At 65.5% G+C, this 24568-nt stretch carries 41 protein-coding genes; all 41 read right to left on the bottom strand.

The window, feature by feature from the left end:
- Positions 1 to 91: 91 nt before the first annotated feature.
- The 41 genes from IDT60_RS20685 to IDT60_RS20495 all read right to left on the bottom strand — a co-directional run bounded on the left by IDT60_RS20685 (position 92) and on the right by IDT60_RS20495 (position 24502).
- Positions 92 to 1765: a CAP domain-containing protein gene (locus IDT60_RS20685; protein ID WP_191082395.1), complete on the bottom strand. Its 1674-nt coding sequence runs from the start codon at positions 1763 to 1765 to the stop codon at positions 92 to 94.
- An 81-nt stretch (positions 1766 to 1846) separates the two neighbouring features.
- A complete protein-coding gene (locus tag IDT60_RS20680; protein WP_191082394.1) occupies positions 1847 to 2353 on the bottom strand; it encodes a hypothetical protein in 507 nt (168 codons plus the stop codon).
- A gap of 11 nt (positions 2354 to 2364) precedes the next feature.
- Positions 2365 to 3156 (bottom strand): hypothetical protein, encoded by a 792-nt coding sequence (locus IDT60_RS20675; protein ID WP_191082393.1) that lies wholly within the window; start codon positions 3154 to 3156, stop codon positions 2365 to 2367.
- Between the two features lie 222 nt (positions 3157 to 3378).
- On the bottom strand, positions 3379 to 3978 hold the full coding sequence (gene orn, locus IDT60_RS20670; protein WP_191082392.1) for an oligoribonuclease: 600 nt from the start codon (positions 3976 to 3978) through the stop codon (positions 3379 to 3381).
- 7 nt (positions 3979 to 3985) lie between these two features.
- Complete coding sequence (locus IDT60_RS20665; RefSeq protein WP_191082391.1) at positions 3986 to 4180, bottom strand: hypothetical protein; 195 nt, start codon at positions 4178 to 4180, stop codon at positions 3986 to 3988.
- A complete protein-coding gene (locus IDT60_RS20660) occupies positions 4173 to 4493 on the bottom strand; it encodes a hypothetical protein (RefSeq protein ID WP_223884080.1) in 321 nt (106 codons plus the stop codon). The genes IDT60_RS20665 and IDT60_RS20660 overlap by 8 nt, the downstream gene beginning before the upstream one ends.
- Before the next feature lie 62 nt (positions 4494 to 4555).
- Entirely contained in the window at positions 4556 to 4990 is a 435-nt protein-coding gene (locus IDT60_RS20655) for a hypothetical protein (RefSeq protein ID WP_191082390.1), read from the bottom strand.
- A gap of 53 nt (positions 4991 to 5043) precedes the next feature.
- The gene (locus tag IDT60_RS20650) at positions 5044 to 5349 is read right to left on the bottom strand and encodes a hypothetical protein (protein WP_191082389.1); all 306 of its coding nucleotides are present in this window, start codon (positions 5347 to 5349) and stop codon (positions 5044 to 5046) included.
- Between the two features lie 17 nt (positions 5350 to 5366).
- Entirely contained in the window at positions 5367 to 5741 is a 375-nt protein-coding gene (locus tag IDT60_RS20645) for a hypothetical protein (protein ID WP_191082388.1), read from the bottom strand.
- Positions 5741 to 6136 carry a hypothetical protein gene (locus IDT60_RS20640; protein ID WP_191082387.1) on the bottom strand — a complete coding sequence of 132 codons (396 nt, stop codon included), beginning with the start codon at positions 6134 to 6136 and terminating at the stop codon, positions 5741 to 5743. The genes IDT60_RS20645 and IDT60_RS20640 overlap by 1 nt, the downstream gene beginning before the upstream one ends.
- A complete protein-coding gene (locus IDT60_RS20635) occupies positions 6133 to 6570 on the bottom strand; it encodes a hypothetical protein (RefSeq protein WP_223884060.1) in 438 nt (145 codons plus the stop codon). The genes IDT60_RS20640 and IDT60_RS20635 overlap by 4 nt, the downstream gene beginning before the upstream one ends.
- A 45-nt stretch (positions 6571 to 6615) precedes the next feature.
- Entirely contained in the window at positions 6616 to 7113 is a 498-nt protein-coding gene (locus tag IDT60_RS20630; RefSeq protein WP_191082385.1) for an HNH endonuclease, read from the bottom strand.
- A gap of 49 nt (positions 7114 to 7162) precedes the next feature.
- Positions 7163 to 7420 (bottom strand): hypothetical protein, encoded by a 258-nt coding sequence (locus IDT60_RS20625; RefSeq protein ID WP_191082384.1) that lies wholly within the window; start codon positions 7418 to 7420, stop codon positions 7163 to 7165.
- Positions 7413 to 7655 (bottom strand): hypothetical protein, encoded by a 243-nt coding sequence (locus IDT60_RS20620; RefSeq protein ID WP_223884059.1) that lies wholly within the window; start codon positions 7653 to 7655, stop codon positions 7413 to 7415. The genes IDT60_RS20625 and IDT60_RS20620 overlap by 8 nt, the downstream gene beginning before the upstream one ends.
- Positions 7656 to 7855: 200 nt before the next feature.
- A complete protein-coding gene (locus tag IDT60_RS20615; protein ID WP_191082383.1) occupies positions 7856 to 8077 on the bottom strand; it encodes a hypothetical protein in 222 nt (73 codons plus the stop codon).
- A 13-nt stretch (positions 8078 to 8090) separates the two neighbouring features.
- Positions 8091 to 8225: a hypothetical protein gene (locus tag IDT60_RS23450; protein ID WP_255527112.1), complete on the bottom strand. Its 135-nt coding sequence runs from the start codon at positions 8223 to 8225 to the stop codon at positions 8091 to 8093.
- A gap of 11 nt (positions 8226 to 8236) precedes the next feature.
- Positions 8237 to 8608 (bottom strand): hypothetical protein, encoded by a 372-nt coding sequence (locus tag IDT60_RS20610; protein WP_191082382.1) that lies wholly within the window; start codon positions 8606 to 8608, stop codon positions 8237 to 8239.
- Positions 8601 to 8732: a hypothetical protein gene (locus tag IDT60_RS23445; RefSeq protein WP_255527111.1), complete on the bottom strand. Its 132-nt coding sequence runs from the start codon at positions 8730 to 8732 to the stop codon at positions 8601 to 8603. The genes IDT60_RS20610 and IDT60_RS23445 overlap by 8 nt, the downstream gene beginning before the upstream one ends.
- Positions 8733 to 8833: 101 nt before the next feature.
- The gene (locus IDT60_RS20605) at positions 8834 to 9010 is read right to left on the bottom strand and encodes a hypothetical protein (protein ID WP_191082381.1); all 177 of its coding nucleotides are present in this window, start codon (positions 9008 to 9010) and stop codon (positions 8834 to 8836) included.
- A complete protein-coding gene (locus IDT60_RS20600; protein WP_191082380.1) occupies positions 9007 to 9522 on the bottom strand; it encodes a Panacea domain-containing protein in 516 nt (171 codons plus the stop codon). The genes IDT60_RS20605 and IDT60_RS20600 overlap by 4 nt, the downstream gene beginning before the upstream one ends.
- A 16-nt stretch (positions 9523 to 9538) precedes the next feature.
- Positions 9539 to 10084 (bottom strand): hypothetical protein, encoded by a 546-nt coding sequence (locus IDT60_RS20595; protein ID WP_191082379.1) that lies wholly within the window; start codon positions 10082 to 10084, stop codon positions 9539 to 9541.
- Positions 10085 to 10156: 72 nt separating this feature from the next.
- The gene (locus IDT60_RS20590) at positions 10157 to 11257 is read right to left on the bottom strand and encodes a helicase associated domain-containing protein (protein ID WP_191082378.1); all 1101 of its coding nucleotides are present in this window, start codon (positions 11255 to 11257) and stop codon (positions 10157 to 10159) included.
- Positions 11258 to 11374: 117 nt separating this feature from the next.
- Positions 11375 to 13189, bottom strand: coding sequence for a hypothetical protein (locus IDT60_RS20585; protein WP_223884058.1), 1815 nt, complete (start codon positions 13187 to 13189; stop codon positions 11375 to 11377).
- A 98-nt stretch (positions 13190 to 13287) separates the two neighbouring features.
- Positions 13288 to 13638, bottom strand: coding sequence for a hypothetical protein (locus IDT60_RS20580; RefSeq protein ID WP_191082376.1), 351 nt, complete (start codon positions 13636 to 13638; stop codon positions 13288 to 13290).
- Complete coding sequence (locus IDT60_RS20575) at positions 13635 to 14297, bottom strand: hypothetical protein (protein ID WP_223884057.1); 663 nt, start codon at positions 14295 to 14297, stop codon at positions 13635 to 13637. The genes IDT60_RS20580 and IDT60_RS20575 overlap by 4 nt, the downstream gene beginning before the upstream one ends.
- An 8-nt stretch (positions 14298 to 14305) precedes the next feature.
- Positions 14306 to 14746 carry a hypothetical protein gene (locus IDT60_RS20570; RefSeq protein ID WP_191082374.1) on the bottom strand — a complete coding sequence of 147 codons (441 nt, stop codon included), beginning with the start codon at positions 14744 to 14746 and terminating at the stop codon, positions 14306 to 14308.
- A gap of 44 nt (positions 14747 to 14790) precedes the next feature.
- Positions 14791 to 15546 carry a hypothetical protein gene (locus IDT60_RS20565; protein WP_191082373.1) on the bottom strand — a complete coding sequence of 252 codons (756 nt, stop codon included), beginning with the start codon at positions 15544 to 15546 and terminating at the stop codon, positions 14791 to 14793.
- Positions 15540 to 16079, bottom strand: a complete 540-nt coding sequence (locus IDT60_RS20560; RefSeq protein WP_191082372.1) for a hypothetical protein — start codon at positions 16077 to 16079, stop codon at positions 15540 to 15542. Before IDT60_RS20560 ends, IDT60_RS20565 begins: the two co-directional genes overlap by 7 nt.
- Positions 16080 to 16105: 26 nt before the next feature.
- The gene (locus tag IDT60_RS20555) at positions 16106 to 16471 is read right to left on the bottom strand and encodes a hypothetical protein (protein WP_191082371.1); all 366 of its coding nucleotides are present in this window, start codon (positions 16469 to 16471) and stop codon (positions 16106 to 16108) included.
- Positions 16468 to 16956, bottom strand: a complete 489-nt coding sequence (locus IDT60_RS20550; RefSeq protein WP_191082370.1) for a hypothetical protein — start codon at positions 16954 to 16956, stop codon at positions 16468 to 16470. The genes IDT60_RS20555 and IDT60_RS20550 overlap by 4 nt, the downstream gene beginning before the upstream one ends.
- Before the next feature lie 8 nt (positions 16957 to 16964).
- The gene (locus IDT60_RS20545; RefSeq protein ID WP_223884056.1) at positions 16965 to 17486 is read right to left on the bottom strand and encodes a hypothetical protein; all 522 of its coding nucleotides are present in this window, start codon (positions 17484 to 17486) and stop codon (positions 16965 to 16967) included.
- A 41-nt stretch (positions 17487 to 17527) separates the two neighbouring features.
- Positions 17528 to 17887: a hypothetical protein gene (locus IDT60_RS20540; RefSeq protein WP_191082368.1), complete on the bottom strand. Its 360-nt coding sequence runs from the start codon at positions 17885 to 17887 to the stop codon at positions 17528 to 17530.
- A 205-nt stretch (positions 17888 to 18092) separates the two neighbouring features.
- Entirely contained in the window at positions 18093 to 20237 is a 2145-nt protein-coding gene (ligA, locus tag IDT60_RS20535; protein ID WP_191082367.1) for an NAD-dependent DNA ligase LigA, read from the bottom strand.
- A 104-nt stretch (positions 20238 to 20341) separates the two neighbouring features.
- The gene (locus IDT60_RS20530) at positions 20342 to 21166 is read right to left on the bottom strand and encodes a hypothetical protein (protein WP_191082366.1); all 825 of its coding nucleotides are present in this window, start codon (positions 21164 to 21166) and stop codon (positions 20342 to 20344) included.
- Positions 21167 to 21217: 51 nt separating this feature from the next.
- Positions 21218 to 21733: a hypothetical protein gene (locus tag IDT60_RS20525; RefSeq protein WP_191082365.1), complete on the bottom strand. Its 516-nt coding sequence runs from the start codon at positions 21731 to 21733 to the stop codon at positions 21218 to 21220.
- A 44-nt stretch (positions 21734 to 21777) separates the two neighbouring features.
- Positions 21778 to 21996 carry a hypothetical protein gene (locus tag IDT60_RS20520; RefSeq protein WP_223884055.1) on the bottom strand — a complete coding sequence of 73 codons (219 nt, stop codon included), beginning with the start codon at positions 21994 to 21996 and terminating at the stop codon, positions 21778 to 21780.
- Positions 21993 to 22331 (bottom strand): hypothetical protein, encoded by a 339-nt coding sequence (locus IDT60_RS20515; RefSeq protein WP_191082363.1) that lies wholly within the window; start codon positions 22329 to 22331, stop codon positions 21993 to 21995. The genes IDT60_RS20520 and IDT60_RS20515 overlap by 4 nt, the downstream gene beginning before the upstream one ends.
- On the bottom strand, positions 22328 to 22606 hold the full coding sequence (locus IDT60_RS20510; RefSeq protein ID WP_223884054.1) for a hypothetical protein: 279 nt from the start codon (positions 22604 to 22606) through the stop codon (positions 22328 to 22330). Before IDT60_RS20510 ends, IDT60_RS20515 begins: the two co-directional genes overlap by 4 nt.
- 1 nt (position 22607) lies before the next feature.
- On the bottom strand, positions 22608 to 22907 hold the full coding sequence (locus tag IDT60_RS20505; RefSeq protein WP_191082361.1) for a hypothetical protein: 300 nt from the start codon (positions 22905 to 22907) through the stop codon (positions 22608 to 22610).
- Positions 22908 to 22984: 77 nt separating this feature from the next.
- The gene (locus tag IDT60_RS20500) at positions 22985 to 23692 is read right to left on the bottom strand and encodes a hypothetical protein (protein WP_191082360.1); all 708 of its coding nucleotides are present in this window, start codon (positions 23690 to 23692) and stop codon (positions 22985 to 22987) included.
- Between the two features lie 39 nt (positions 23693 to 23731).
- The gene (locus IDT60_RS20495; RefSeq protein ID WP_191082359.1) at positions 23732 to 24502 is read right to left on the bottom strand and encodes a hypothetical protein; all 771 of its coding nucleotides are present in this window, start codon (positions 24500 to 24502) and stop codon (positions 23732 to 23734) included.
- Positions 24503 to 24568: the final 66 nt, after the last annotated feature.

Here is a 24568-nt window from a genome sequence, read left to right as displayed (position 1 = left end):
CCCATGTGTACGGCGTACCCGCGTCCGGTCTCCGGAAAGACAGAAGCACCCCTCCCCGCACTGGCAGGAAGGGGTGCTTTCAGGCAGGTGCCTACTTGTAGCTGATCCAGTTTCCGCTCGGACCCCAGTTGATGGTTCCGCCCTGGAAGTTCTGGGAGACGTTGCCGCCGCCGGTCAGGTACTCGCCGCTGGTTGCCAGGCCCAGCCGCCCCGTTGCCCCGCCGGCGCTCTTGTACATGCTGCCGATGCCGCCGAAGACGAAGTGGCCGCCGCCGGTGCCGTGCCAGGTGATCACGCCGTGCTGGTAGTTCTGGTAGACGCCGCCGTTGGCCGCGAGTTCACCGGACGTCGGGTAGCCGAGGACGCCGTTCTCGTAGCCGACGCTGGCCCAGATGCTGCGGATGCCACCGATGGAGATCTGGGCTCCTGTGGCGGGCGACCAGAGGATCGATCCGCGGATGAAGTTCTGGTAGAAACCGCCGTCCCTGATGGCAACCCTGTCGGCAACCGCGGTTCCGAGGTAGGCGCCGTGCTCCTTGTACGGTCCGGCCATCTCACTGGAAACGATCCGGTTGCCGGACGAGTAGTTGTGCGTGATGACGCCGCCCTGATAGTTCTGGGCGACGCCGCCTTCGACCTTGTACTCATCGGAGGTGGGGTAGCCCAGGGAGCCGTTTTCGTACCCTGTCGATGCCCAGGTGGTGCGGATCGCACCGATGGAGATCCGGGCGCCGGTGGCGGGCGAGTACATGATGGTGCCGCCCTGGTAGTTCTGGAAGGAGCCGCCGTCCTTCAGGCCCTTGACCTCACCCGAGACGGGGTAGCCGAGGGGGCCGGCTTCAACGTTGGCAGCGAGCCACTTCGTGCGGATTGGCCCGCTGGAAATCTGGGCACCCGTGGTGGGGGACCAGACGATCGCTCCGCCCTGGTAGTTCTGGTAGACGCCGCCGTCTTTGATCCCTCCGACCTCGTCGGTCGTGGGGTAGCCGAGCGGACCTGCTTCGAACCCCTGGGAAGCCCAGGTGGTCCTGATGGCACCGAAGGAGATGCGGGCACCGGATGCCGGGGAGTAGATGAGGGCACCGAGCTGGTACATGCGGTAGGCGCCGCCGTCCTTGAGCCCGTAAACCTCGGGGCTGGTCGGCAGGCCAAGTGCGCCGTTGATCTGTGCCGCCTTGAGGGCGAGAGGAGTCTGGGTGGAGCCGGAGGGGGTGGTGGTCGAGGGCAGCTGGGTCGTCGGGTAGGCGGCCATGTTGGAGACAACAAGCTTCAGCCCGGCGTACGGGCCCGAGGTCTGCACGACGTATCCGAGGCCTGCGTCGGTCCCTCGTGGGTCAAGCATGGCTGCTTTGTGGCCCGGCGAGTTCATCCACCAGTCAACGATCTGCTGGGGTGTTCCGTTGAACCCGATGTTTTCGCGGTACCAGGTGGAGCCGGAGGGAATCAGTGATCCTCCCGCGTCAGGCCGGTGGATGGTCCCGAAGTCCCAGTTGGGGTCTTTGGTCGCGGTGCCGAGTTTGTTGGCCCAGTCCTGGGAAACATCGGCGATTCTCTGATTCCATACGAAAGGACGTGAACCTGCTGCGGCGCGCTTGGCGTTGATCAGGTCGAAGGTCTGTTTCGTGAACCATTCGTCGTAGACGGTGGACGCCACGATCGTGGGTGCCGGTGCGGCGGTGGCAGCGGTGGCGGCAACAAGGCTGCCGGACAAGGAGAGGGCGAGGCCGAGGCTTACCGCGGCCACGCGGGTAGAACGATGTTTCATGAATCCCTAGATCGAGTGCAATAACAGGGACCTATGTGTGCGGACGATCTGAGAGCCCTCTCCGGCGGCCCAGGACAGGGGTCAGGAGGCGCTGCGGGGGATGAGCTGGACCTTGGCTTCCCAGCCGAAGTAGTCCCGAAGCGGTTCGTACCCCGGCGGCAGGTACCGGACGTCGTCGTAGTCGCCGCGCAGCTCCTCGATCTCGCTCAGCGGGGCGCCGGCGGCGATCTTGTCGTGGACGTCCTGCGGGTACGTCTCGGCTCCGGTCAGAAGGCCCGTGAAGTACAGCCGGCCACCCTTGGAGGACGACAGGTTTACGGAGAGGAATTCGAGGCTCGCCAGTAGGCAGCGGTCCCCGTCGTCTTCGACGACCCCGGGCGGGGCGTAGGAATTGAGTTCGAAGATGGTCCTGTCGTTGCGCACCCCACCTTCCAGCTCGGCGCCTTTCAGGGTTACCGCGGACCGTACGAGGTCGTGGTGGTCGTACCTGGGGAAACGCATGTGGGGTCCGGGTTCCAGGGTGATGTAGGCGTCGTAGAAGCCGTCCCCGGTGATGGTCAGCGGGGCGAAGGCACTGTCCTTGTGCATGTCGTTGCCTTTCAGGCGCCGTGTTCGGGGCAGGAGTCATGGGGGTAGGCGACGGGGTCGCCTGGGACAGCGACGCCTACGTCGGAGGCGCGGTGGCAGAGGCCGTTGCAGCCGGGTTCATCACCGGGAAGGTCGTTCCGGATCCCGAGCAGGTAGTCGTTGCGTGCTGCTTCCTCTTCGAGCCGGGCGACCCGGTCCTTCTTGGCCTGGAGGCTGCTCTCGAACGCTGCAAGGTCCGCACGGGCCTCCTCCATCCGGTGCAGGAGATCGCTGCGGCCCACCATGACGAAGCGGAGAAGGTGCCGCTCGGCGGCCGGGGCGAGCTGGATGTCTTGGCCTGTGCGCCGCAGGTGTTCAACCCGCATCCGGTTGATGGCTTCCTCATCGGTGATGCGCTGCAGGGACGGACCCTGGACGGGAGCCAGGTCGGTGGTGCGGATGACGGCACAACCCTTCACCATCTCCACCCCGGTGACGGCATTGAAGCTCAGCTCATGGCGTGTGGAAACCCAGACAGGGGTGTGCCAGCCGGAGAGAAATTCGTCGACGGGACGGTCTTCCGTGCTGTAGCTGAGCCCGAATGCGGCACGGCGGAGGTGGGCGGCGAAGGCGCCAGCCGTGGCTGTGTTCTCGGTCTCCCGCATCCTTGGCTCAAGGGCGACACCGTCGACGTAAGGCCGATGGCGACGGACAAAGCCGCCGAGGCGTTTGGCACTGCCGAATGACACATAGAGCTGGGCATCACGGGGGACAGCGTCGAGCGCTTCCAGAAAGCCGCCGAGGGTGAGTTGCTGGGATTCCATGGACCCCATGTGTACGGAAAGGCCGCCCCGGCTCCCCGGAACGGCCCTCCTGATTGTCGACTGGGAGGATTTGAACCTCGTCTCCGGGACCATTCCCGGTGCTCTGGAGCTGGCATGTCGGCGGTGCCTGGAGGATCTAGAATCCGGCCCTTTGCCCTGCTTCGCCCTCACCTGGTTGAGCTACCAGCCGTCGGGGCCGCCGGCCGAAGCCGGCGACTGGTCTTACTGAGGTGCGAGCAGGTGCATCCCTGCCCGGTAGTAGCGCAGTTCGTTGACGCCGGCGCGGATGTCGGTCAGCGCGGTGTGGTCGCTGAGCTTGGGCGGCATGGCCTTCCAGTAGTCATAGCTCCAGCGGCGGACGAGCTCGCCCAGGCCGGAGATGTCGATGACCCGGTAGTCCATGTTCTTGCGGGTCTGCGGGAAGAACTTCTCGGTCACGTCAAAGTCGAACTTCACCGAGTTTCCGCCGATGACCATGCCGCGGTACTTGGTCCCGTCAGCGAGTTCCTCGCCCTTGGTCGGGAAGTACGGGGCGGCGAAGCCAGCCAGGGCTTCATCGAACTGGAACCGGGTGACCGTTGATGCCCGAACCTTGTCGAGCAGGCCGGTCTTGGTGTGCATGTCCAGGACGAAGTCGCTCATGTAGGAGAGCTCCTCCTCGGTGGCGTGGAGGACGATGCCCTCAAGGACGGCCAGTTCGTTCAGGTCGCCGTCGGTGATGATGGCGGCGCCTTCGAGCGGGACTGTGAACGGATCGCTCATCAGGCCGGTGGCCTCATAGTCGACCCAGAGGATGTTGTTGGGATTGCGGGTGATGGTCATGGATTCCTCATTCTTCGTGGGGGTTGGCGGACAGGTCGGCTCGGCCGTCCCAGTCGCGGGAAACTTCGGTGCCGTCGCGCCAGGCGGCGGCAAGGTCGGGGTCGTCGTAGGGGCAGTCGGAGGCGTCAACGTCTCCGAAGATGTCAGCGGATATTTCAGCGCCGGTCACCCAGGCCGCGGAGAGTTCTTTGCGCTCAGGCACGGTAGCCACTTTTCTCCAGGGCCAGGCTGATGTCCATGACCGGTTCGAGGCCGCAGTGCTTCTCGTGGGAGCAGCCCAGCGGCGCGCTGAAGTCGGAGGCGGCGCAGGTGCATTCGCGCAGGTCCACCGAGAGGATGCCGTTCACGATCACCAGGTCCTGCTCGGTCGGAATCTCCGGCTCAGGGAACCGCTTGAGCAGCGTCACCAGCTGTGCCTTGGTGATGGCACCGGGCGTGTTGATGGCTGCCTGGAGTGCGGTGTGGAGGCTGGTCGGGGTTCCCATGGCCATCATGTGTGCGGAGGCTTGGTGCATGCTCACCACATGCGCCAACCAGGGGTGCTACTAACGACTCCCTCTGCGAGGCGGGGTGGGTGTCAGGATTCCGACGCCGGCCCGCTCGGCTTCGGCACGGCCGAGGCCGGCATGCAGAACATCTTCCCGTCGGTCCAGAAGCCGCCGTTGATGCAGTCGAGAAGCACGTCCTTGCCATCGATGTGGAGAGTGGCATCCCCCATCCTGTCGTATTTCGAGCTATCGAAGGTCAGCTCCACGCTGCCGTCAAGAGATGTGCACCTGTATTCGACGGTCCAAGGGCTGAGGTCCTCGCACCTGTTGAGCTTCTGCGCCACGCCGTCACTGTCGACGTACTCCCAGTCCTTGTCGCGATACTCGCCGACCTGGACCACGGAGTGGGGAACGGCAAGGGCATCTTCGCGCGTGAAGCGTCGCTCATCGCAGGACGCAGCCGTCAGCGTGAGCACAACGGCGCCCATCAAAACAGCTGCTTTGGCATACCTGCGAAAATCCACTCGCCCGCTCCCACTCTTGCCCGCCTGGCCAGCCCTAATGCTAGACCGTCGTTTCATTTCACGGCCGGAAGGGTGGCGAAGCGCTCCAGCACCAACGCCTCGCTGACGAAGTTGCCTTCAGCGTCGCGGTGACAGCCCTTGCCGGCCAGACGTTCGTGGCGGGCATGCCAGTACATCGCGGCCAGTTCTTCGTCCGTGAGCGTTCGAAGTACGGGCTTGCCGATACAGATGTGGCTCCAGTTGCCGCTGGGCTTGGTGGCCAGGGTGCCGGGAAGGAAATACAGGCCGGTTTCCGGCTCGTGGTCATAGAGGACGACGTCGAAGGGCTTGAAGACAGGCTGTTCCTGTTGTTTTTCCATGGCGGTGCTCCTAGGGGTCAGTTTGTGGCGGTGGGGTGGCGGAGGTGGTTGGCGGCCTGGGTCCAGCCGAGGTTGATGGCAGGGCTCCACCGCAGCCAGGGTTGTGCTTCCCGGCGGGTGACCTCCTCGTCCAGCTTGTCGGCCAGGCGAAGCCGCTCGGTTGTTGCTGCACTGGCTGTGTCGGCGAGTCCGGCTGCTTGGAGCTGCTCGGCGACGTGGCCGGCGTGCTCAGTCCACATCTTGTCCTCATTGCCCGCCTCCGCGGGGCTGGACCGGAAGCCACAACCGGCACCCATGCAATCAACGAAGAGGGCGTACCCTTCCTCCACGTAGGGGCGGCCCCAGTGCCCGGTCAGGATGCGGACCATCACGTCTTTGCCCATGGTGTCCACTACGCCTCCGTGGCGGAGGTCAGGTCGATGAACTGGTAGACCTGGGACTTACGGCCTGCGTACTTGACGGCAGGATCAAGCGAGGACGCAGACTCGGCACGGCGGCCGTCGGCGGTCTTCCAAAAGCCGGGAACCTCGTTGACCCAGCCGTCCCAGTCGCGAAGCCATTCGGTGCCGTCATCCTCGATGGCGCGGTAGCCGGGGAGCCTCGGCGGCTGTGGCCCGGTGTTGGCCCAGCCCTCCGTGAAGAGGTCCCGGACCTTTTTCTCCTCCACGATGGTGACGGACCGACGGGCGACGGGTGTGACGTTGTGCGGGCAGCCGAGGTTACAGGTGGCCTCGTACTCAGTGTCCTTTTCGTCGATGGCGATGACAGTGCCGACCCCGTACGTCATGAGCGTGCTCCTGCCAGGGCAGCGACGGCATTCACCAGGTCGGTGTGCTCGACACCCTCGGTCTCGATCCCCAGGTTCTCCGCTGCGGTGTAGACAGCGTGCTGGAGCTTCACCAGTCGGGCCCGGTCCGCGGGGTGGTCAACGGGCGGAGTGACGTGGAGGACGACCTCCAGGGAGATGAAGCGTGTGGTGGTGCCCGGACTGCGCTGTTGGGCTGCGGCGTTGCGGGCATCCAGGTCCACCATCTCGGCCCAGGACCGTGCCGGGCGGTTGGGGCTGTCGCGCCAGCCACCCGCGTCCCGCAGCATGAACCCGGTGGAGGAGCCGCCGCCCGAGGCGAAGCGGTAGTGGAAGGACGCAACGGTGCCGACCGGCGGTTCATCAGCAGGAGTCAGGTGCTCGATCAGGGTGGCGGTGAGGGTCGGATCGGTCATGGGTCTCATGTGTACGGACCGCCGGGACGAGCTCCCCGGCCGCTTTCAGGCCGGCAGCGCAGCAAGGGCAAAAGCCCGCCGTGGAAGGCGCAGCACCCACCCGAGTTCCTTGGGAAGGAAGTCACCCTTGATGTAGTTGCAGGCACCGCAGGCGCCCACCAGGTTGAGCGGATGGTTGGTTCCGCCCCGGTTCAGTGGGTGTACGTGGTCGATGGTGGTGGATAGCTCCTGGCGGCACCACACACAGAGGGCGTCTTCTTCCAGGATGGAGTTCCTGAGCGGCTGGGGGACGTCATAGAGGACTTTCTGGTCGCCGGCGTACGGCCATCGCTCGAGGTCCAGCACTCTGGGGGTTGAAAGCTCCGTGCCTGGCGGCAGGAACCGGGCGGCTGCCCTCTGCAGCGCCTTGTTGATGCCGCGGGCGCGGTTCTTGGCGGCCTTTCTGTTGGCAGCTTCAAGTCTTGCCCGTGAGGCGGCGACCATCCGGCGGTGGGCTTCGTGAGCCGGGTGAGGGCCGGCCGGCCCTCGGGGTGTGGCCGTCATCGTGTGGAGACTGCCCCTTCATTGGAGGCAAAGGCGAGGAGACGGACCTTCATGAGGGGTCTCCTTTGGTGATGAGTCGGACGATTTTGTCCAGCGGGATGCCAAGGGGCATGCCTTGCGGGGTGCCGCGGAACGACACCGGGATGGTGACGAGCAGGTCCCCGGTTCGTGCGTGCCGGCGCATGTTGGTGGTGTCGGCGTCTTCCAGGGCGGTCCAGTGTTTGCCGCCGCGGCCGTGGACGATGGTCTGCCCGGCCTTGATGTCCTGGGCCAGCACGTAATGGCGGGGAGCGGTCGGGTCAGACATGCTGCACCAGCTCTTCCGTGCCGGGGTAGGGATTGCCGCGGTTGGGCCCATAGCCTGGGACGTCCCAGGCAGCCGAGATCCGTTCGTCGTTCACTCCCGCCAGGTAGCCTTCGCGCCAGGCCGGCGCGAGGGCACCGTAGCCGAGTGCGTCCTCCGCCTGGTGCCGGCCGGTGATGTGGCTGGTGAGCTGCGAGGCAACAATGGCGGTGGCCGCGATGAGGGTCAGAAGGATCATGGGCCTCATGTGTACGGAGTCCAGCGGGCTCCTCCCCGACGGATCAGGGGTTCTCCCGCATCCACCGCTTCAGGTCCCGCATCGCCTCACGCTCACGCCGGAGTGCCTGCCGGTACCGGCTGTAGAGGGATGCCATGTCCCGCATCCATCTCATGCGTTCCCGGCCTGCTCGCGAGGGGCGCGTGAAGGCAAGGCAGCGGTCACGGCCGCGCTTCGACGAGCGTTGCGGCGGGCCGTTCGATGACGGTGGCGGCTTCCGGACGGACGAGGTACTGCAGGCCGTTCCGGCTGACCTTGATGTGCTTGCCGGCGAGGTCGATCTGGACGCTGCCGTCGGACAGGACGGTCAGCTGCAGGAGGCCCTCGACGGTGACTTGGGAGGAGCCGTCAAAGGTGTCGATGGTGAGTTTCCGGTGCGCCATGGTGGTGCCTTTCTTAGTGGCCGAGTTTGAAGATGAAGACGAAGCTGAAGGCGGCGACGCTCAGCATGCCGATGGTGAAAACGGTGATCGGGTAGGCGAGGACTTTGCGCAGGGTGGCGGGGTCGCTCTTGGCACGGGTTGTGGGCATGGTGGTGCCTTTCAGGATTTCGGCTCGGCGGCCGGTGCGGGGTTGCCCCAGGACATGACCAGGGACAGCTGTTGGGGGCTGAAGGTGAAGGTATGTTTGCCGCCTCGGTGGGACGACTCCCAAAACATGATGTTGAACATGGTTCCGTGCAGGGCGCCGATGACGGATTCGCAGCCGGACCATCCGTACGTGACGAGGGTCAGGCGCTGCTCGTCGCGCCCGTAGTCGTCGAGGAAGTTCTCCAGTGTGGACGCGCCGTTATGCATGAGGGAGCGGACGTAGGTGACCATCTCTGCCGCTGAACCATGGAAGTTCCGCAGGTAGTCGAGGGCCTCGTCAGTGGGATAGCCGTCGTCGTCGATCAGCTCTTCCGGCTCAGTCATCCTGATCCTCCGGGTGTCCGGTATTGAGCGTTCCCCCGTTGCGGATCGGCACCTGGGACCAGTCGGTGGAGCCGTCCTCGCGTTCGGCGTCCTTGGCGGCGTAGTAGTCAGTCAGGTGGCCCAAATTCAATGCTCCTAGGTCTGGTAGCGAAGTGGCTTAGGTGTTTTTGGCGAGCCACTTGTTGTAGCCATGTGTGTGTGGCGCATTCGAGAGCCGTCACCGGCCTATTCGAAGTGCAGCTGCCACTCTTCCTGGGCTTCAGCTTCGGACTGGGGCCAGTTCTGGATCCACGAGCTGGCGGCGGCCCCGCAGCTGCACTTCCAGTGGTAGCCGGAGTAGTCGTCGTCCGGCAGGGACGCAGTGGCGTAGCGGATTTCGACCAGGGTGTGCTGGGCGCTCACTGTTGCACCCGTAGGGCCTCGTCGGTGTACCGGGCCATGAACCTGTTGGCGTAGGCGGTGGTGTCCTCGGGAGCATCGTTCAGAGCCCGGAAGAAGGCCTTGAGCTCACCAAGGTCGATGGCCGGGGTGGGGTCCTCTTCGGTGGCCCGGGCCGTGGCCAGCTGGCAGGGTGCCTGGCGGTTTGCGAACTCGGCGAGGGTGATCCCGGTCAGGTGGCCGTAGTGGCGGAAGATGGCTTCCAGGGCTTTCGCCTGCTCGCCGGCCACGGCGGCAGGGTTGCCGGCGGGCCACGAGGTCTCCAGGAAGCCGTCTTTCTGGTGCGGGAACAGGGCCGGAACGAACGGTCCGCCCATGCGGATATGGATCTCCTCATTGAACAGGGGAGTCCCGGCCCAGGCCAGGTGCCAGCCCTGGGCGAAGTAGGCCATCTTGTGGAGGGCGGACATGCTCAGGTGGCCGCCCTGCCGGACCAGCAGGAAGGCGACGATGTCGTGGACGGTAAGGGTGCTCATGCGTTGTCCGTGGCGGTCACGAGACGACGAGGACGTGGTTGTCGGCGAGGTCATCATCATCCTGGGTCTCCGGGGAGAAAGAGATGGCCAGCTCGTTCAGGACATGCGGCCGGGTCATGGACTTCAGGGCCAGTCCGGCGTGGGTGATGGAGGGTGCGGTGATTTCCAGGGAGGCGGTGACCATCGAGTTCTCATCCTCCGAAGTCTGGAGCTCCAGCGTCTGGGTGAAGGTGCGGAACGGCGTGACCATCTCAGCTGCTGCTTCACGGAGGTAGGGTGCTGCGGCCAGGACGGTTTCGTATTTGGCCATCTTGCGTTCGTCGGCGTTTTCGACCACGAGCATCACGATGTTCTGGCCAACCTCGACGCCGTGGACGTACCCGAGGATTCCCAGGAGATTGGCGTAGGTGTCCGAGGTTGCCTTCAGAGTCACTTGGGGGCGCGTTCCATCCGGGTTGTTCGGGACGTCCACAGATGCCGGAAGGTCGATGCTTACCTCGAAGACGGCGGGCTCCTCGCCGGCTGGGTGGGTTGCCAGGTACTTGCGGTCCAAAGTTCTCATGGCCGCCATGTGTACGGACTACCCGTCTGCCCTTCCCGGCGCCGGGCAAGATTCATGCCGTCGGCGCCGGGTTTAGGAGTGCACCTCTTTCGCAGCTGCTGCCGTCATGCCGGGAATGAAGCCGTCGAGGGTCAGGAGCTTCTCCAGGCGCTCGTGGCTCAACATGCCATTGCGGTAATGGCGGCGCTGGAACGTGAGCCAGGAAAAGAGCTTGCCGGCGGCCCAGGTTCCCGGCAGTCTTCCGTCGTGCGCGGCTGCGTATTGGACGAGCGCCTCGAAGTTGGCCTGCCACTCGTAGTCCCGGTGGCTTGGATAGTCCAGCACTGCCTTGACCCTGACTTCATGCCCGGGCTCCAGTCTTCCCTCGTCCATTTCACGGCGGAACAATTCCACCGAGGCTGTCAGGCGTTTCGAGGTCTCATCCACACCCTTGGTGCTGACAGGAAGGTGGCCGTGCTCTTTCACGAACGACTCCAGTTCACGGAGCTGGAGTTCCCGCCGCTGGGGCCGCTGCTCACGTTCGGCTTCGGAGGCTCCCGGGTAGCGGGCTATCAGGACCAAGATAGCTTCGTGGCGCGCCCTCAGTGCCGGTGACTTGTCCTGGGGGTTGCCGCGGGTGTTGTTTCGTACCCAGCTGCTGAGGCGCGCTTCCTGCGTGCCGTCCGGCTTCCGGAACGGGGGCATGTGACCGTGTTGGGCGGCATAGGCGAACAGTTCTTCCAGGGTTTCGTCCTGGTCGGGGATGATGCTGATCTCGTCTACGCCCGGAATGGCACGGGCCCGCGCAAGCATCCCCTCATCAAGGGTGCCTTTGCTGATTTTTCTGCGGAGGTTCCCGACGAGGTAGGTTGACAGGGATTTCTCCGCCGGCTCTACGGCAGTGGTCAGAGGAAGCCGCTTGTGCTTGGCATAAAAGGCCTCCAGCTCGTTCAACCGGTCCTCGATGGTGTTCCGGGTGAGCTGAGGAACAGGCAGTGCCTTGAAAAGGCGTGCCTGCTCGTCGGTGAGCTTTCCGGCCTTCAGGCGCTTTCTGTTGGTGGTCAGCCAGCTGTAGCAGCTGCGCTCGGTCGCGTCATCGCTCATCTGGCTGGGAACGCGACCGTTGACCTCGACCCATCGTGCCAGATGGGCGCAACGCTCATCCCAGTTCGCGGAGCGGGGCAGCGGGGGCATTATGTTCCTTTCGGGGCCGGCTCTTCAGGGCCAAGCTCGGTGACGCACCACCGTGGCGTCGAAGACGATTCAATCATCCTGACCGCCTTGGGTCCGCGAAGCCGCGGTGGCTGCCGGTTAGATCCCCATGTCGTCATGCAGCCCGACCGTGGCGAAAACGATCCTGCCGTCCGTCCCGCGCCAGAAGTGCATGCGCCGGGCGGAGGCCGTCTTGACCTGCAGCGCGACCCTCCATGCGGTGCCCAGCTGCGGGTCCTCCACGTATGTTGAGGTGCCGGCGACACCGCCGCGGAGCCGGTGCATGTCCCTGCCCGGCATGGAGTCGGCCAGGCCGGTGAGCACCTCGACGGCGACTGCGATGATCTTGGACCGGTCGACGCCCTGAAGATCCTCCACCGAGGCCAGGAACCCGTCCGCGAAGCCATAGTCGGCAAGGGGAGTGGTGGTCTTGGAGCCTGCCGGGATGCGGGTGGCCCACTCCATGTAGATCTCGTGCCGGAACTGCTGCTCCGGGTCGGCGAACAGCGGGCCGGTCTCGGCGACGTCATCGATGTCCTTGGCCATCTGTCGGGCACGCGCGGCCCGGTCGCGCTCCTTCCGGACATCCTCCCGGAGGCGTTCAACCTGCTGGGACAGCGCTGCGTTCTCGGCGGCCAGGCTGTTGGCGTCCTCGTTGGCGCGGCTGACATCCTCGATCATGTCGATCTTTTGGCGCGTCAGGAGGGCGACCTGGGCGCGGAGGCGTTCGTTTTCGGCGCCGCCGAAGGACGGCATGGGGACCGGGGACGTCTCGGTCTGCGCGACCTTGTCCAGCTGAAGATCAGTGATCTCGCGGGACAACCGGGCGTTCTCGGCGGTCAGATGCTCGAGCCGTGCCCGGACCGAATCCAGGGCCGCAAAGGGGTCAACGCCGGCGGGCTCCACCACTGCCGGTTCATCCGGCTCAGCTGGCACGACGGGTGGCTCGGTAGGAACAGGCGGGGCGGCCACGGGCAGGGGCAGGTCCGCTGTGGCTTCGTGCCGGATCCACGGCTCACCGCCGGCGAGGAAGGGCAGCGCCTCGGTGATGGACGCCGGCTCCGGGTCCTCGACCGTGGTGAACTTCCACGCCTTGCCGTCTGCGCGGCCCTGCAGCTCGACCTGGAGGGCGATAACCGACCCTGCCGGCTCGGCGGTGGCATGGCGGACTTTCAGCCCGGGGAACAGGAGGACGTTCTTGTGGGACAGGACCAGCGCGGGGTGAATGCTCCCGACGACAGCGCGGTCCACGGCGTCCGCCGGGGTGTGCAGGCCCTGCGTGATGGTCAGCATGCCGTCGCGGACGGTCCCGGTGACCTGCTGCTCCGGGCTGAAGAGCCGGTCAGGGCTGATGCCCGGGGCAAGAGTGGAGGTGTCGATGCGGGCGATGCCGTCCTGCAGCTTGATGAGCACGCCGTCCGGTTCCAGGATGACCGAGACGGTGCCGGTGACAGTCTCAGCCGGTGCCTGTCGACGGGGACTGAAGGAAGTGGTTGCTGAGCGGGGCGTGAAGGGCTCCATGTCGGCGACGTCGCCGGCCAGCAGCGCGATCGCGGCACGGCCCTCCTCCGGGGTGTAGGCCAGGCGGACCATCGATTTGTGGGTGCTCTTGGCCCAGGCGTTCCCGGGTGGGTAGCAGCGCGCCGCGCCGCCGTACACGGAGGTGTCCAGGGGCATGGCGTCCTGGAAGTCATAAGCGATGCTGGCGGAGCCAAGAAGGTAGACGTCAACGTCGGTGCCCAGCCGTTGTGCCAGGGCCTCGGGGCTGATCATCGGGCCGCTCTTGGTCGTGGAGACCACCACGGCAGGCCGCTCCCGCTCGGGATGGTTCAGTTCGGCGGCCAGCTCGATCACATCGCGGGTGGAGGTGATCGTGCGGTACAGGCTGGAGATCTCGGTCATGGTGAGGCTCAACTCAGGCTCCATCGGTATAGACGTCGTGAACCCTCCATGTGTGCGGCCGAAGCAATCAGCCTACCCATCGGTAACGGAGATCAAACGGAGGCGTGCGGTCAGCCGTGGGTGATGGCGGCGCCCAGTAGCCCGAACAGCGCCCCAGCAATGAGGGCCACGAGGGCGCGCCTGCGCGTGGGGTACAGCCAGGGCACGGCGAATACAGCGACCGCGAAGATCACTCCGTTCAGCACGCTCAGGGTGATGGCGAGCCATTGAGCTCCTGTGGCCACCCCAAACCCGCCACCGCTGCAGCCGCTGATCCCACACCAGGCAAACGCTGCCACGAACCAGGACGGAAGGCTGAGCATGAAAGCCAGGGGCACCGTCCACAGGAGGTTCCGGACCTTGGAGTTGATGCTGTACTCCCTCGGGTCCGGCGGGCTCTTCTCAGGCTGGGAAGCGGTCATGCTGCGTCGCGTTCCGTTGTCGATGCCTTGGCGGTGGCGGCCAGCTCCTCGTACAGGGCATCAACGAGGTCCCGGATCCAGCCGGGAAGGTCAGGGTCGTGCCGTGTGCGGGTTCCGCCCCACTGGCCGGTGTCGCGGATCCTGCCGCGGTCTCCACGGCCGGCCGAGTGCGCGTAGACGCCGTACCGGTGGTCCCTCTCCGGCCTGCCGGGGTAGAAGCTCCAGGAGATGTCCAGATCGGCGGGGATGAAGCCGGGCCCGCGCCAGTCGCTGACGGTGCCGGCGTCCTCGACATCCCAGTAGCGGTGCAGACTGTAGCCCCAGAAGTCCTCCGCCCCGGTGTCCGGCGAGGTTTTGTTGGCGACCAGGTCTGCACGGACGACCTTGGCCAGGTCCCTGACCCACTCCGGCATGGCCGCAGGATAGTTGCCGCCGGTGCTGTCCCAGGAGGCAAAGTTGCGGTCCCGGTCCTGGTCCTTGGCGGGCCAGGCGTGGGCGCTGCAGGTTTCAGGCCATCGGCCGTCACTGAGCTGCCACCAGATGCGCAGATCGACAGGCGTGAAGGGCACCGTCGGCAGAAGCGGGTGGGTGGTCACAGGCTCGGCACCGGACAGGTTCCAGCGCCGCTCCAGGGAGCGGGCGTTGACGGTTTTCGTCACGGACAGCTTCACTCTGAGACCCCCATGTCGTTGACCTGGACGATGGTGGGCATGGCGAAGAACTCGTCGTCGGTGACCCAGAGGGCTACATTATGCCCAACCAGCTGCTGCAGGGTGGAGGTCAGGCCTGTGGGTGCCTCGTCGTTTCGGGGCGGCCCGTAGGCACTTCCGTCGCGGACGAACTTGCCGTCCCATCCCGTGGTGTAGCCGACGTGATCGCTGAAGCCGTGGCCGAACTGGAGGGTGGACACGTCTTTGATGGTGACGTTCAGGCGGCGGGTGTTGGGCTCGTAGACGGGTTCCCGGGGGCCGGCAACCTCGGCGGCGCAGCCCAGGACCATCGCCACGATGCCCTTCGCGTGGTCGCGCTGGACCTCGATGAGCTGCCGGTTCATCACCAGGTCGGTGACGGCCTCGACCGAGGCCACGGGGATCGTGAGGGTTTCCATGTCCGGCATGTGTGCGGACACCGGGTTGAAGCTGCCCGGGACAGCTATGGGGGCGTGACGCCGGCAGCGGCCTCTGCCGCCGCCAGGGCATCGCCGAAAGCCTCAACGGCGGAACGGTACTCTGCCGGGTTGGCCGAGGTCTTGGCCTGGTCGGCAGCACGCATGGCTTTGATCATGGCGGCGGTGGGCGGGAACGAGATGTCCGACATCGCCGGGTACTCGATCTGCAGCTTCGGGTCCACCTCGTAGGCCAGCCAGCGGCCCCGGATCTCCTCGTGTCGGGCAGCAATGGCCGCACAGGCGACCGCATCCGCTGTGGACAGGCGCGCGAGGGCCTTGGTGTAGGCGCCGGTGGCCTCCGCGGCGGCCCGGACGGCCTGCTGGTGGCGGTGCAGGGCCTGGATTGCCCCGAGCGAGCGTGGTTCGCTGTTCGGGTGCTGGAGGAGCATGTTGTTCTCGTAGGCCCGGATCTCGTCCGGGGTCATGGTGTCCAGCTGGGCCGGTCCCAGCGGAACGACAGCCACCGGGCCTCGCTTGCTGGCAATGCTGCTGTCCGGGATCGGGAACGCGAACCGTCCGCCCAGGTACCCGCCGATGACCACGCCCCAGAACACCCAACCGGGCATGCCGGCTGCCACTGTCGAGTTGGCCCACAGCAGGCTGCCCGAGGTGGTCACGACCTGTCCGGTGGTCAGGAAGATGCGTGACGTTCCGAGCCGGAATACGCGGCGGTGGGTGGCCAACTGCCGGTCGTGGAAGGAACGGGCCTGGCGCAGCAGCTCTGCTGCCCGCTCTACCATTCGCGCGGCTCCGTCATGATGATGACGATTCCTCCGTCGACGCGGACGCCGGAGAGGTGCTGGTGTTCGGCCTGGCCTCGGTCCACCCACACGCCTGTATGGGTTTGGACTTCGTAGGGGCCGCCTTCGCCGTTGATGCCTTTCCGCTTGATGGTCCGCAGTGACTTCACGACGTCGGCGACTGTCTGTGGGTCCGTGCCGTCAGGGGCGATGGCGAGCTGGTCGTACATGCCGCGGTAGGAGCCCATGTAGCCGGGGGAGGACTTCATGCCCATGTACTCCACCTGAATGTCCGCGTCGCGCCGCTGCTTGGCGAGAGCATCGATGAGCCCCAGCAGGGTCGACACCTCAACCGGTTCGGTGCTGCCCGGCAGATTGCGCTTTGCAGGTGACACCAGATGGGTCAGGCGCTCTACTTCGGCGAGCAGCTGCTCATGGGAGCCCTCGACCAGGGCGGAGGTTGCCCGGCCGGACTGGATCTGGCTGGCGACCCATCGGTGATGGCTGATATTGAAGGCTGGTTCGCTGGGCATGTCCTCAATGTGTGCGGAGTGCACGACTATCCCTCCCAGTAGTGGCGGTTCAGCGTCGCCGGTCTGGTGCAAAAGTCGGTGACCAGTCCGTCAAGCGGTGTGAAGCTGCTCGCTTTGAAAACCACGTTGGGCCAGAGGAGGACCGGAAGGCGGCGGGCCCGCGGCGGCGGCTCGTGGCTCCACCCGAAGCTCATCTGGAACCCGCCCTCAACTTGGAGTGCTGTGCAGGCTGCGTCCAGGGCGGCGAGCATTTCGGGCATTGGCCGGTCACCGTCAGATGGCTTGAGTACGGCCCAGTCCGCAGCGTCTGCCGGGACCACCTGGACGCCCTGGACGTCAAAGCGGACCAGGACGCCAGCGGCGACTTCAACAAGTCCGGCCGATCCCATCATCTGCCACCATCCCGGGATACTGCACGCTCCTCAGCCTCGCGGCGGTAGGTGTTGATCCACTTGCCCCACTTGGTCGTCTCCGGGTAGAGACCGGGGCCGTGGTATTTGCGGGGAGTGTGCATGACTGCCTGCGTGGCGACGCCATTGTTCCGGACCTCGTAGGTTTCCAGGGGCAGGATCAGGACGTCGACGCGCTGGTTCTCGCTGAAGGCATAGAGCCTGGCGGGATGGCGCACGGGGGCGCTGAGCCGGACCGCGTCCGACTCCCTGCCGGGCTCCTGAACTTTTTCGGCTTGAGCAAGGTCAAGGGTGACCTCGGTGGCACCGTTACTGACGGTCAGAGTCCCTGCACCGAAGTCGAGGGTGGCGCCGTAGAAGGTCACGACCGGAAAGGGCCGGCATCCCCAGCCGCCACGCGGGGTGCGCAGGGCGGTGAGGCGGACGTAGTGGCCGCCTGTCCCGGCGAGGGTAGTTGCTTGGTACATGCGGGCGCCTACCCTTCTCCGGTCAGGATAATGACCCGCTTAGCTTCGCTGCGGATACTGGTCACGCGCAGGCCGCTCGGTTCCCTGTACTTGGCAACCCAGACATTGGTGTGGTCCGGGGCGGAGGTTTCCCGGCCGGGGCGGGTGAAGCCGTGGATCCGAACGTCCCGCAGGATGTCCAGTGTCTCGGCAACAGTCCTGGGCCCGGTGCCGTCCGGGGTGAGCGCCAGCTCGTTGTGGTAGCTGCGGTAGTAGGTGGGCTTGCCGAGGTGGGCCAGTTCGCCGCCGTAGTCCAGGAGCAGCTCGGCGTCCGGATCGCAGGCGGACAGTGCCTGAATGAGCATCCCGAGATTGGTGACAGCGGTGATGCTGTTGTCGTACGCCTTGAGCGCGGCCACGATCCGTTCGGCGCTGCCGGAATGGCAGTAGGCGATGACGCCGCCCTGGGCTTGGTCCACGATCTGGTAGGTGGCGTCTCCATAAGGGAGCAGGTCGGTGTTTTCGGCGGCGGGCTCGGCGTAGATGTCCATGGCCCCCATGTGTGCGGACGGTGCGGAAAGGGGCTACAGGCTCAGCGGCTCGCCATGAGGCGGGCCAGCACAGGTATAAGCGCTGTCATCAACATTGCGGTGATGGCAAGGCCGGCCATGATGTTAATCCAGCTGATCCCACCCTCTGGCTCAGCCCCAGGGCGGAGTGCTGCGATGACGGATTGTAGATAGCCCATGATGGTTCGGCCTGCGCCTGCGGCGCATCCCACCAGCGAAGCGGTGATGAAGGCGTCGCTCATGCTGATCTCAGGGAGGAGGAAGCTGCCTACAAGAACGGCTGAGAAGGCTACGAAGAACGATGGAAGGGCACGCCCCAGGTGCCCCGGGTTCTCACGGAACCAGGCGTTGAAACTGAGCGGACGGGCGTCTTGGGTAGTCATGTCTCCCCATGTGTGCGGAGACGACAGTCTCCATGCTCAGCGTGAAGAGGTCCGGTCAGGTCAGCCAAGTGCAAAGCAGTTGGCGCAATGGTCCGGCTTGAAGGTGGTCTCTGCCGCTGACTGCGTCATGGTGCGATTGTGGCAGACCCGGGCGACAGAAAGGGCCCTCCCGCGCCAGCGGAAAGGCCCTTTCGATGAGTAGCGGCTAGACCTCGCCGTCCTCGACCATCTTCGCGAACTCCTCGGGCGTGACGATCTTGATGCCCAGTTCCTGTGCCTTGAGGAACTTGCTGCTTCCGGGCTCTGCGCAGACAAGCAGGTCCGTGGACTTGGAGACGGAGCCGGAGGCCTTGCCGCCCTTGGCCTCAATCAGTTCCTGGACGCCGCTCCGCGAGAGCGAGGCCAAGGTTGGGGCGCCCTTCACTGAACCGGTGACGACGACGTTCATCGGCCTGCCGTCCGGCTTCGCCAGCTTCGGGGGCTTGGCGCCGGCAGCCGGGACTGCCTTCGCTGTGCCCATGTTGACGCCGGCGGCCCTCATGCGTGCGATGACGGGCTCGTTCTTCTTGAGCTGCTCGTAGATGACCTCAGCCTTCTTCTGGCCGATGCCTTCGACGTTGGCCAGCTGGGAGACGGTGGCGGCCTGGAGGGCTTCCATTGTGCCGAACTCGGAGGCCAGGCGACGTCCGAAGGTCCGGCCGGTGAAGCGCATGGACAGGGACGTGATGACCCGGTTCAGTGGCTGAGACTTGGCCTTCTCGATTTCCGCCATGATCTTCACGGCGTTCTTCCTACCCAGGGTGCGGGTGCCGCCAGTGCTGGTTTCGCCCATCTCCAGCCCGGCGAGCTGCTCCTCGCTGAGGTAGAACAGGTCGGACACGTCCTTGACCAGGTCCTTCTCGATGAGCGCGTCGCCGATGGAGCCGCCGAAGCCGTCGATGTCGAACCCTGCGTCGCGGGACACGGCGTAGGAGATGCGGCCGCTGACGGAGCATTCCGGGGTGTGGCAGCGCCAGAGTTCGGTGCTCTTATCGAACGGCTCGTTGCACTGCGGGCACACCGACGGCGGGGTCCACGCCTTCGAGTCACCAGATCGGAGGTCGATGCGCGGCAGGTGAACCTGGGGGATGACGTCGTTCGCGCGGTAGGCCATCACCTCGTCACCGATGCGGATGTCGGCGCGCTCCAGCCAGCCGACGTTGTGCAGGGAGCAGTACTCCAGCTCGGAGCCGTCCACGTCCACCTTGTCGAACACCGCACGCAGGGACAGGCGTCCGGTCTTGCCGATGTTCAGCTCGATGTCGCGGACGACGGTGGGTTCCTCGACGGGCGCGTATTTGTAGGCCACCGCCCACTTGGGGGCGCTGGAGCCTTCACCGAGGGCGGCCCGCTCGGCGGCGCCGTTGATCTTCAGGACGGCCCCGTCCATGAGGAAGTTCAGGCCCTTCCGCTCGGCGCCCAGGGCGGCGATGGCGGACATCGGGTCCTCGGCGTCCAGAACGGACTGGGGGAGCAGGGACCGGGCGGTGGTGAAACCGAGGCCCTGGAGGTCCTCCATGTTCTCCAGGTGGTCCTTGTCCTGGCCCATCGTCGTCGAGTACGCGGCGAAGGAGAACAGGCCGGCGTAGGTGCCGTCCTGCTTGTTGAGCATGCCCGCGACGCCGTTGCGGGCGTTCTTGAACGGCGGCTTCCCGGCGGCGGCGCGGATTTCGTTGGCCTTGGCCTTGTTCTCGTCGCTCAGGTACAGCTCGCCGCGGACTTCGTAGTCGCCTTCGCCGGCGGCTTCAGGCAGGCCCTCGACGCCGCGGACCCGGTCGGTGACGTCCTCGCCGGTGTAGCCGTCGCCGCGCTTGGCGGCCCGGACCATCTTGCCGTCCTCATACTTGACGCTGATGGCCAGGCCGTCGATCTTCGGTTCGACGATGGCGCTCGGGTGCTTCCTGGCGAACTCGATGACCGCGTCCTCGCCGGGCTTCTCCAGCGAGAGCATCCGGGTGTCGTGCTCGATGTCACCGCCGCCGGCGCCGCCCTGGCCGACGGTGTGCAGGTCGTGCTCCGGGGTGATGCCGAAGCGCGCCTCGTAGTCGCTGATTTGGGCGATGAGCCGGTCGAATTCAGCGTCCTCCATCTCGATTTCGCCGTCCTCGTCCACGTTGGCGTAGGTCGCAGCGGCGGACTGGGCACGCTTGACGGCCTCGTCGTACGCGGGCCGCCCGGCGACCTCATCGGCGAAGGACTGGAGGTTGTCCTGGTAGCTCAGCTTTACGGCTGCTTCAGCGTGGGCGGTGGCGGCGAACTGGCCGCCCACTGGAATGCCCTCGGGCTGACGGTTTTGGGTGACAGGGCTCATGATTTGCCTTTGATCGTGATGGAGTTCCTACACCCTGATGTGTGCGGCTGCAGAGCCAAAAGTACCCGATCCAGGGGCATGGACCGGGTACTGCGGCTGTGCTGTCAGGCCTGTGTTGGCGGTGCGTGGACCTCGTCGACGCCGGCCTGGGACATCAGCTCGCTGACCTCGTCCATGAGGTCTTTCACCTCGCGCAGGGACATCCTGGTCAGCTGCCCGGAAAGGACGTTACGTGCCTTCCCAACGAGGGTTCTGATCTCTGTCTCGGCGGTTGCCTGGCGTTCGGCCGCGGACGGGGTGGTGAAGACGGAAGGGTCCAGGATGGTTGCCTTCGGTGTCTTTCGGATGATCGGGATACTGCCGGTGTCTTTGCGCTTCTGGGCGAACGCCACGGCTGCCTCGACGGCGGCCTCGTAGTCGGTGAGCGGGAACTGGCGGGCATACCGGCCGGCGTAGTCGATCTCCAGGTAGGTTCCGCCGTGGTTCTCGCCCATGCCCAGGGTGACGATCGCATAGGCGGGCTCCTTGGCGGTCTTCCAGACCTCCCCGTCGATGATCAGGATGTTCTCGAACTGCTTGCCGGCCTCCCGGATCGCCTGGCTATCCCATGAATCGCGGGACTCGTAGTGGCGGGTCGCGGGAAAGGCGCCGCTGCCGGCTTTCGTTGATCTGCCATCGCGGGCCTGTGCGGCGTACAGCTGTCCGTTGTGGGCGCGGAGCGGCGCGTCCTCACCGGCAGGTGCACCGAGGTAGCCGTGGTCATCAGGTACCCAGGCCACGATCGGTGCGTCCTCGGAGCTCACGCACGGGATGCGGAATTCATGGGTGAAGGTTTCCTCGACCGGGCGGGGCTTCCGGCAGCGCGGCGGGATGCGGTACGGGCGGTAGCTGATGGTGCTGGTGATGACGAAGTCGGGTGAGGGTTCCATGGCCCTAATGTGTGCGGAGCCACCGACAGGGCTGCCCAGCCGTGGCGGCACTCACCGGCCCTCCAGGATGGCATCGACGAGCCGGAAGGACTCGAGCAGGAGGGCGGAAGTGTGGGCGTGCTTCCAGTGTGCCTTGTGCTTCCGGTTTCGGATCTGCTCCCACCAGCTCAGCGTCTTCCAGACGGTGTCCGCGGAGTGGCCGATTGTCTGCTTGACGGCGCGGGCTGAGTTACGGACGGCCGTCAGTTCCTTGCCTGCCATGCCCAGGCGTTCCATCTCGTCTCCGAGAGCATCGGTGGCGACGAAGAGCAGTTCCGGCTCGCCCGCTGCCTGCTTCACCAGGGCCGTGAGCTGGTCAAAGACCACGTACTCGACAGGTCGCCCGGCAACTTCCTCGGGTGCCAGGGGTAGTCCGTGCGGAACGCGGGTGTGGGTTCCGCTGGCAGGAAGGCCCCGCGTTGCTTCATGCACCTTCTGGGCAGGGAACGTGGCCTTCATCCGGGCCGAATACTCGTCGTAGGTCTCGCCGTCGCCACCGGCAGCGCCGGGGACCTCATTGCTCGTCATGGGTGGCATGTGTGCGGAGCCGGAGGGGTTCCTGCCCGCCGTTGTCACCGGCGGGGCAGGTCGGTGATCCCGTGCTGCAGCATCATGGACCGGGTCTTCTGCAGCGCGGCAATGGCCGTTCCAAGGTTCTCCGGCGTGAGCCGGCGGAAAGTCATAAACCCTTCGACCATGTCCCGGTACACGTAGATCTCGCGCATGACCTTCGCCCGCTCAATTTCATCAGGTCCGGGATGTTCGGAGGGCTGGCTGGCTACCCCGGTCAATCCCTGGCCGCCTGGAGGGCGTGGATGGCCTTGAAGTCGACCCAGGTCTTGCCGTTGACGCTGAGGGTGTCCGGCTTGCTGCGGGCCACCTTCACGGCTTCGTCAAGGGGGAGCCGGCACTCTGCCAGGAACTTCTTGCTCCGCTCCCGAGGCTCGTATTCCCAGTCCTGGGTGACGTGGTTCCAGCACCTGCCCAACCAGAGCACTGCCCATAGATCGTTGGAGCGCCTGGCCACCGTGACTTCGAAGTAGAAGACCTCCCGGTCCCCAAAAGAGGCGCCCTCGGGGTGGAACGAGAATTCACTGGCGTGGGCCAGCAGGTCAACGTCGGTCATGTGAGGTCCTTCGGGTCTCGGGCGTGCCGGTCGGCGGCCGCGGCAGCGGTGAAGAGGGCGGAGGTTGAGAGGTTGCCGTGAAAGGTGTCGATGGCAGCCAGGACATCGACGGCGGCGCGGTTGTGGTCCGGCAACCCCGTGGATGTCTCCGTCGGGATCGCCCCGGCGGACCGTTCAATGCGGTCAGCGGTGTCTCGCAACTGCTTGGCGACCCGCAGTGCCTGAAGGACGTACTCCCCGGAAAGCTTCCGCTGGACCCAACCCGGAGTGCCCATCTCAGCCTTCATCATTGGCTTCCGCCCCAACGGACACCAGAACCAGCTCCTCGTCGAAGCGCATCAGCTCCTTCCAGTTCGACTCCCGGTCCTGAACCAGTTGCCGGTATTCGGGCGCGTAGTCGCCGAAGAGTTCGTCGAGCAGTGCGTCGTCCTTTTCGATGACGGCCATGACCATTCCGGGAGCATGGTCGTCGATCCCGGCAAAGTCGATGCCGACGAGCTTGTCCAGAGGAACGTGGATGCTGCGGGGAACGTCGCGGTGGTAGCGGAGGTAGAAGCTGAATTTGAGGGCGAACACGGGTGACTCCTTAGACGCAGGTTATGGCGCGGTTGCGCGCCACCCATGTGTGCGGACTGCAGGGAGGGCCTCCCCGCTCAACTCCAGTGCGTGTAAAGGACCGGACGGAGGGACGTCCAGGTGCCCGGGTTGGTGAACAGGTAGCCCAGCAGGTCGAGCTCCCGGATTTCGGCGGGGACCAGGCGGACCAGCCGTTCTGCGGCGATTGCCGCGTCGGCGAACAGGGGTGTCTCCGGGCGGGGCCGGCCGGCGATGGTGATGCGCCGGGCGGCGATGTCGTGCTGCGCGGTGTCGCTGTTCAGCTTAAGAGCCCGGCGGTAGCCGCGGACGTAGTTGTGGTTCAGCTCCAGCCCGGTCTCCTTGTCCATCCAGCGGCCGTCGAACGGGTCGATGCCGGGGACGTCATGCAGGGCCGGGCTGGTGTCGGGTTCGCCGCCGAGGTGGGCCTCCACGTAATCGAAGATGTTGTCGACCTGGATCCAGGTGGACGCGTAGGACGGCGGGACGAGGACCATGACAGTGGGCAGTCCGTAGTCGAAGGAGTGCACGATGCAGGAGCCGAGGCGGTAGGGGAGCTGGTCGCCGATCCCGGCCCGCACCATGTCGACGTCCTCCAGCTCGGGGTCCTCGAACGGACCGGCTGCTTCCAGGTGGCGCACGAAGTCGTTGAAGGTCGGTCTGACCCCCACGAGGTCGAGCAGTGGTGAATCCCAGTTGATGCGGGGGTCGGAAGGGACGACGTCGGTCAGTGCGTAGCCCAGGACTTTGCGGATGCGAAGCGACATGGACCCTATGTGTACGGACCCCGGCCCCGGCCTGCCCGTTCAGCTCCAGTAGGTGTAGAGCACCGGGCGGAGCTGCTTCCAGACATCATCCGAGGTGAACAGCTGCCCGTACGCGGAGAGCCGGCGTAGGTCTGACGGGACCGTGGGCACAATCCGGGCGGAGGCTTCGGCCGCACCGGCGTACAGTTGCCGGTCATCGTTGAACTTCCAGTCCAGGGGGCGGATGTCCCGAGCGATCCGGTCGAGTTCATCGGAAGGCATGCCTGCCTCGGCGAACTGCACGAACTCCGCGGCCGTGGAGGAGAGGTCTGTGCCGTCGTCGTCCATAAACCTGGTGGAGTACGCACCGAATCCGACGTCCGTGCGGACGAGCTTATTGTCGAGGCCTCCTCCGGGCTGGAGACGTGCCTCGGCGTAGTCGATGGAGTCGTCCCTCCGCAGCCAGCTGTGGATGTAGACCGGCGGAATAAGCAGAAGGATGTCCGGACCGGACTCCCGCTGGTAGATGACGGCGTCCGTGAGCCTCGCCGTGCCCCGCGCCTTGTCGATCATGATCTGAAGCAGGGTGGCTTCGATGTTGGTTCCGAATCCGCTGGCCGGCTGGGACCTCGAGCGTATGGCGGAAGCGCCGGCGGCCGCGGCTTCCTTCAGCCAGGCGATGTAACCCTCGAAGCTTGGGGTGACGAAGTTCTCGTTCTCTTCCTCCAGCCGGGGCCAGTTCAGCAGGGGTGATTCCTGGTTGATGCGCGGATCGTTGGGCACTAGGTCAGGGAGGGCGTAGCCGATGGCTTTGTTTAGGCGAAGTGACATGGCGCCTATGTGTACGGCAGGGCCGACTTCTCTCACGAGGGAATTTAGTACGAAAGTTCGTACAAG

This window comes from Pseudarthrobacter sp. BIM B-2242, from assembly GCF_014764445.1.
In the GTDB taxonomy this organism is placed as follows: domain Bacteria; phylum Actinomycetota; class Actinomycetes; order Actinomycetales; family Micrococcaceae; genus Arthrobacter; species Arthrobacter luteus_A.
Note: the sequence above shows the minus strand (reverse complement) of the source record. Positions and strands in the feature narration are given on the sequence as shown.

Coding starts and splice junctions, on each gene's coding strand:
- IDT60_RS20685 (WP_191082395.1), bottom strand. CDS start 1,765: ATGAAACATCGTTCTACCCGCGTGGCCGCGGTAAGCCTCGGCCTCGCC.
- IDT60_RS20680 (WP_191082394.1), bottom strand. CDS start 2,353: ATGCACAAGGACAGTGCCTTCGCCCCGCTGACCATCACCGGGGACGGC.
- IDT60_RS20675 (WP_191082393.1), bottom strand. CDS start 3,156: ATGGAATCCCAGCAACTCACCCTCGGCGGCTTTCTGGAAGCGCTCGAC.
- orn (WP_191082392.1), bottom strand. CDS start 3,978: ATGACCATCACCCGCAATCCCAACAACATCCTCTGGGTCGACTATGAG.
- IDT60_RS20660 (WP_223884080.1), bottom strand. CDS start 4,493: ATGCACCAAGCCTCCGCACACATGATGGCCATGGGAACCCCGACCAGC.
- IDT60_RS20650 (WP_191082389.1), bottom strand. CDS start 5,349: ATGGAAAAACAACAGGAACAGCCTGTCTTCAAGCCCTTCGACGTCGTC.
- IDT60_RS20640 (WP_191082387.1), bottom strand. CDS start 6,136: ATGACGTACGGGGTCGGCACTGTCATCGCCATCGACGAAAAGGACACT.
- IDT60_RS20635 (WP_223884060.1), bottom strand. CDS start 6,570: ATGACCGATCCGACCCTCACCGCCACCCTGATCGAGCACCTGACTCCT.
- IDT60_RS20630 (WP_191082385.1), bottom strand. CDS start 7,113: ATGACGGCCACACCCCGAGGGCCGGCCGGCCCTCACCCGGCTCACGAA.
- IDT60_RS20625 (WP_191082384.1), bottom strand. CDS start 7,420: ATGTCTGACCCGACCGCTCCCCGCCATTACGTGCTGGCCCAGGACATC.
- IDT60_RS20620 (WP_223884059.1), bottom strand. CDS start 7,655: ATGATCCTTCTGACCCTCATCGCGGCCACCGCCATTGTTGCCTCGCAG.
- IDT60_RS20615 (WP_191082383.1), bottom strand. CDS start 8,077: ATGGCGCACCGGAAACTCACCATCGACACCTTTGACGGCTCCTCCCAA.
- IDT60_RS23450 (WP_255527112.1), bottom strand. CDS start 8,225: ATGCCCACAACCCGTGCCAAGAGCGACCCCGCCACCCTGCGCAAAGTC.
- IDT60_RS20610 (WP_191082382.1), bottom strand. CDS start 8,608: ATGACTGAGCCGGAAGAGCTGATCGACGACGACGGCTATCCCACTGAC.
- IDT60_RS20600 (WP_191082380.1), bottom strand. CDS start 9,522: ATGAGCACCCTTACCGTCCACGACATCGTCGCCTTCCTGCTGGTCCGG.
- IDT60_RS20595 (WP_191082379.1), bottom strand. CDS start 10,084: ATGAGAACTTTGGACCGCAAGTACCTGGCAACCCACCCAGCCGGCGAG.
- IDT60_RS20590 (WP_191082378.1), bottom strand. CDS start 11,257: ATGCCCCCGCTGCCCCGCTCCGCGAACTGGGATGAGCGTTGCGCCCAT.
- IDT60_RS20580 (WP_191082376.1), bottom strand. CDS start 13,638: ATGACCGCTTCCCAGCCTGAGAAGAGCCCGCCGGACCCGAGGGAGTAC.
- IDT60_RS20570 (WP_191082374.1), bottom strand. CDS start 14,746: ATGGAAACCCTCACGATCCCCGTGGCCTCGGTCGAGGCCGTCACCGAC.
- IDT60_RS20565 (WP_191082373.1), bottom strand. CDS start 15,546: ATGGTAGAGCGGGCAGCAGAGCTGCTGCGCCAGGCCCGTTCCTTCCAC.
- IDT60_RS20560 (WP_191082372.1), bottom strand. CDS start 16,079: ATGCCCAGCGAACCAGCCTTCAATATCAGCCATCACCGATGGGTCGCC.
- IDT60_RS20555 (WP_191082371.1), bottom strand. CDS start 16,471: ATGATGGGATCGGCCGGACTTGTTGAAGTCGCCGCTGGCGTCCTGGTC.
- IDT60_RS20550 (WP_191082370.1), bottom strand. CDS start 16,956: ATGTACCAAGCAACTACCCTCGCCGGGACAGGCGGCCACTACGTCCGC.
- IDT60_RS20545 (WP_223884056.1), bottom strand. CDS start 17,486: ATGGACATCTACGCCGAGCCCGCCGCCGAAAACACCGACCTGCTCCCT.
- IDT60_RS20540 (WP_191082368.1), bottom strand. CDS start 17,887: ATGACTACCCAAGACGCCCGTCCGCTCAGTTTCAACGCCTGGTTCCGT.
- ligA (WP_191082367.1), bottom strand. CDS start 20,237: ATGAGCCCTGTCACCCAAAACCGTCAGCCCGAGGGCATTCCAGTGGGC.
- IDT60_RS20530 (WP_191082366.1), bottom strand. CDS start 21,166: ATGGAACCCTCACCCGACTTCGTCATCACCAGCACCATCAGCTACCGC.
- IDT60_RS20525 (WP_191082365.1), bottom strand. CDS start 21,733: ATGACGAGCAATGAGGTCCCCGGCGCTGCCGGTGGCGACGGCGAGACC.
- IDT60_RS20515 (WP_191082363.1), bottom strand. CDS start 22,331: ATGACCGACGTTGACCTGCTGGCCCACGCCAGTGAATTCTCGTTCCAC.
- IDT60_RS20510 (WP_223884054.1), bottom strand. CDS start 22,606: ATGGGCACTCCGGGTTGGGTCCAGCGGAAGCTTTCCGGGGAGTACGTC.
- IDT60_RS20500 (WP_191082360.1), bottom strand. CDS start 23,692: ATGTCGCTTCGCATCCGCAAAGTCCTGGGCTACGCACTGACCGACGTC.
- IDT60_RS20495 (WP_191082359.1), bottom strand. CDS start 24,502: ATGTCACTTCGCCTAAACAAAGCCATCGGCTACGCCCTCCCTGACCTA.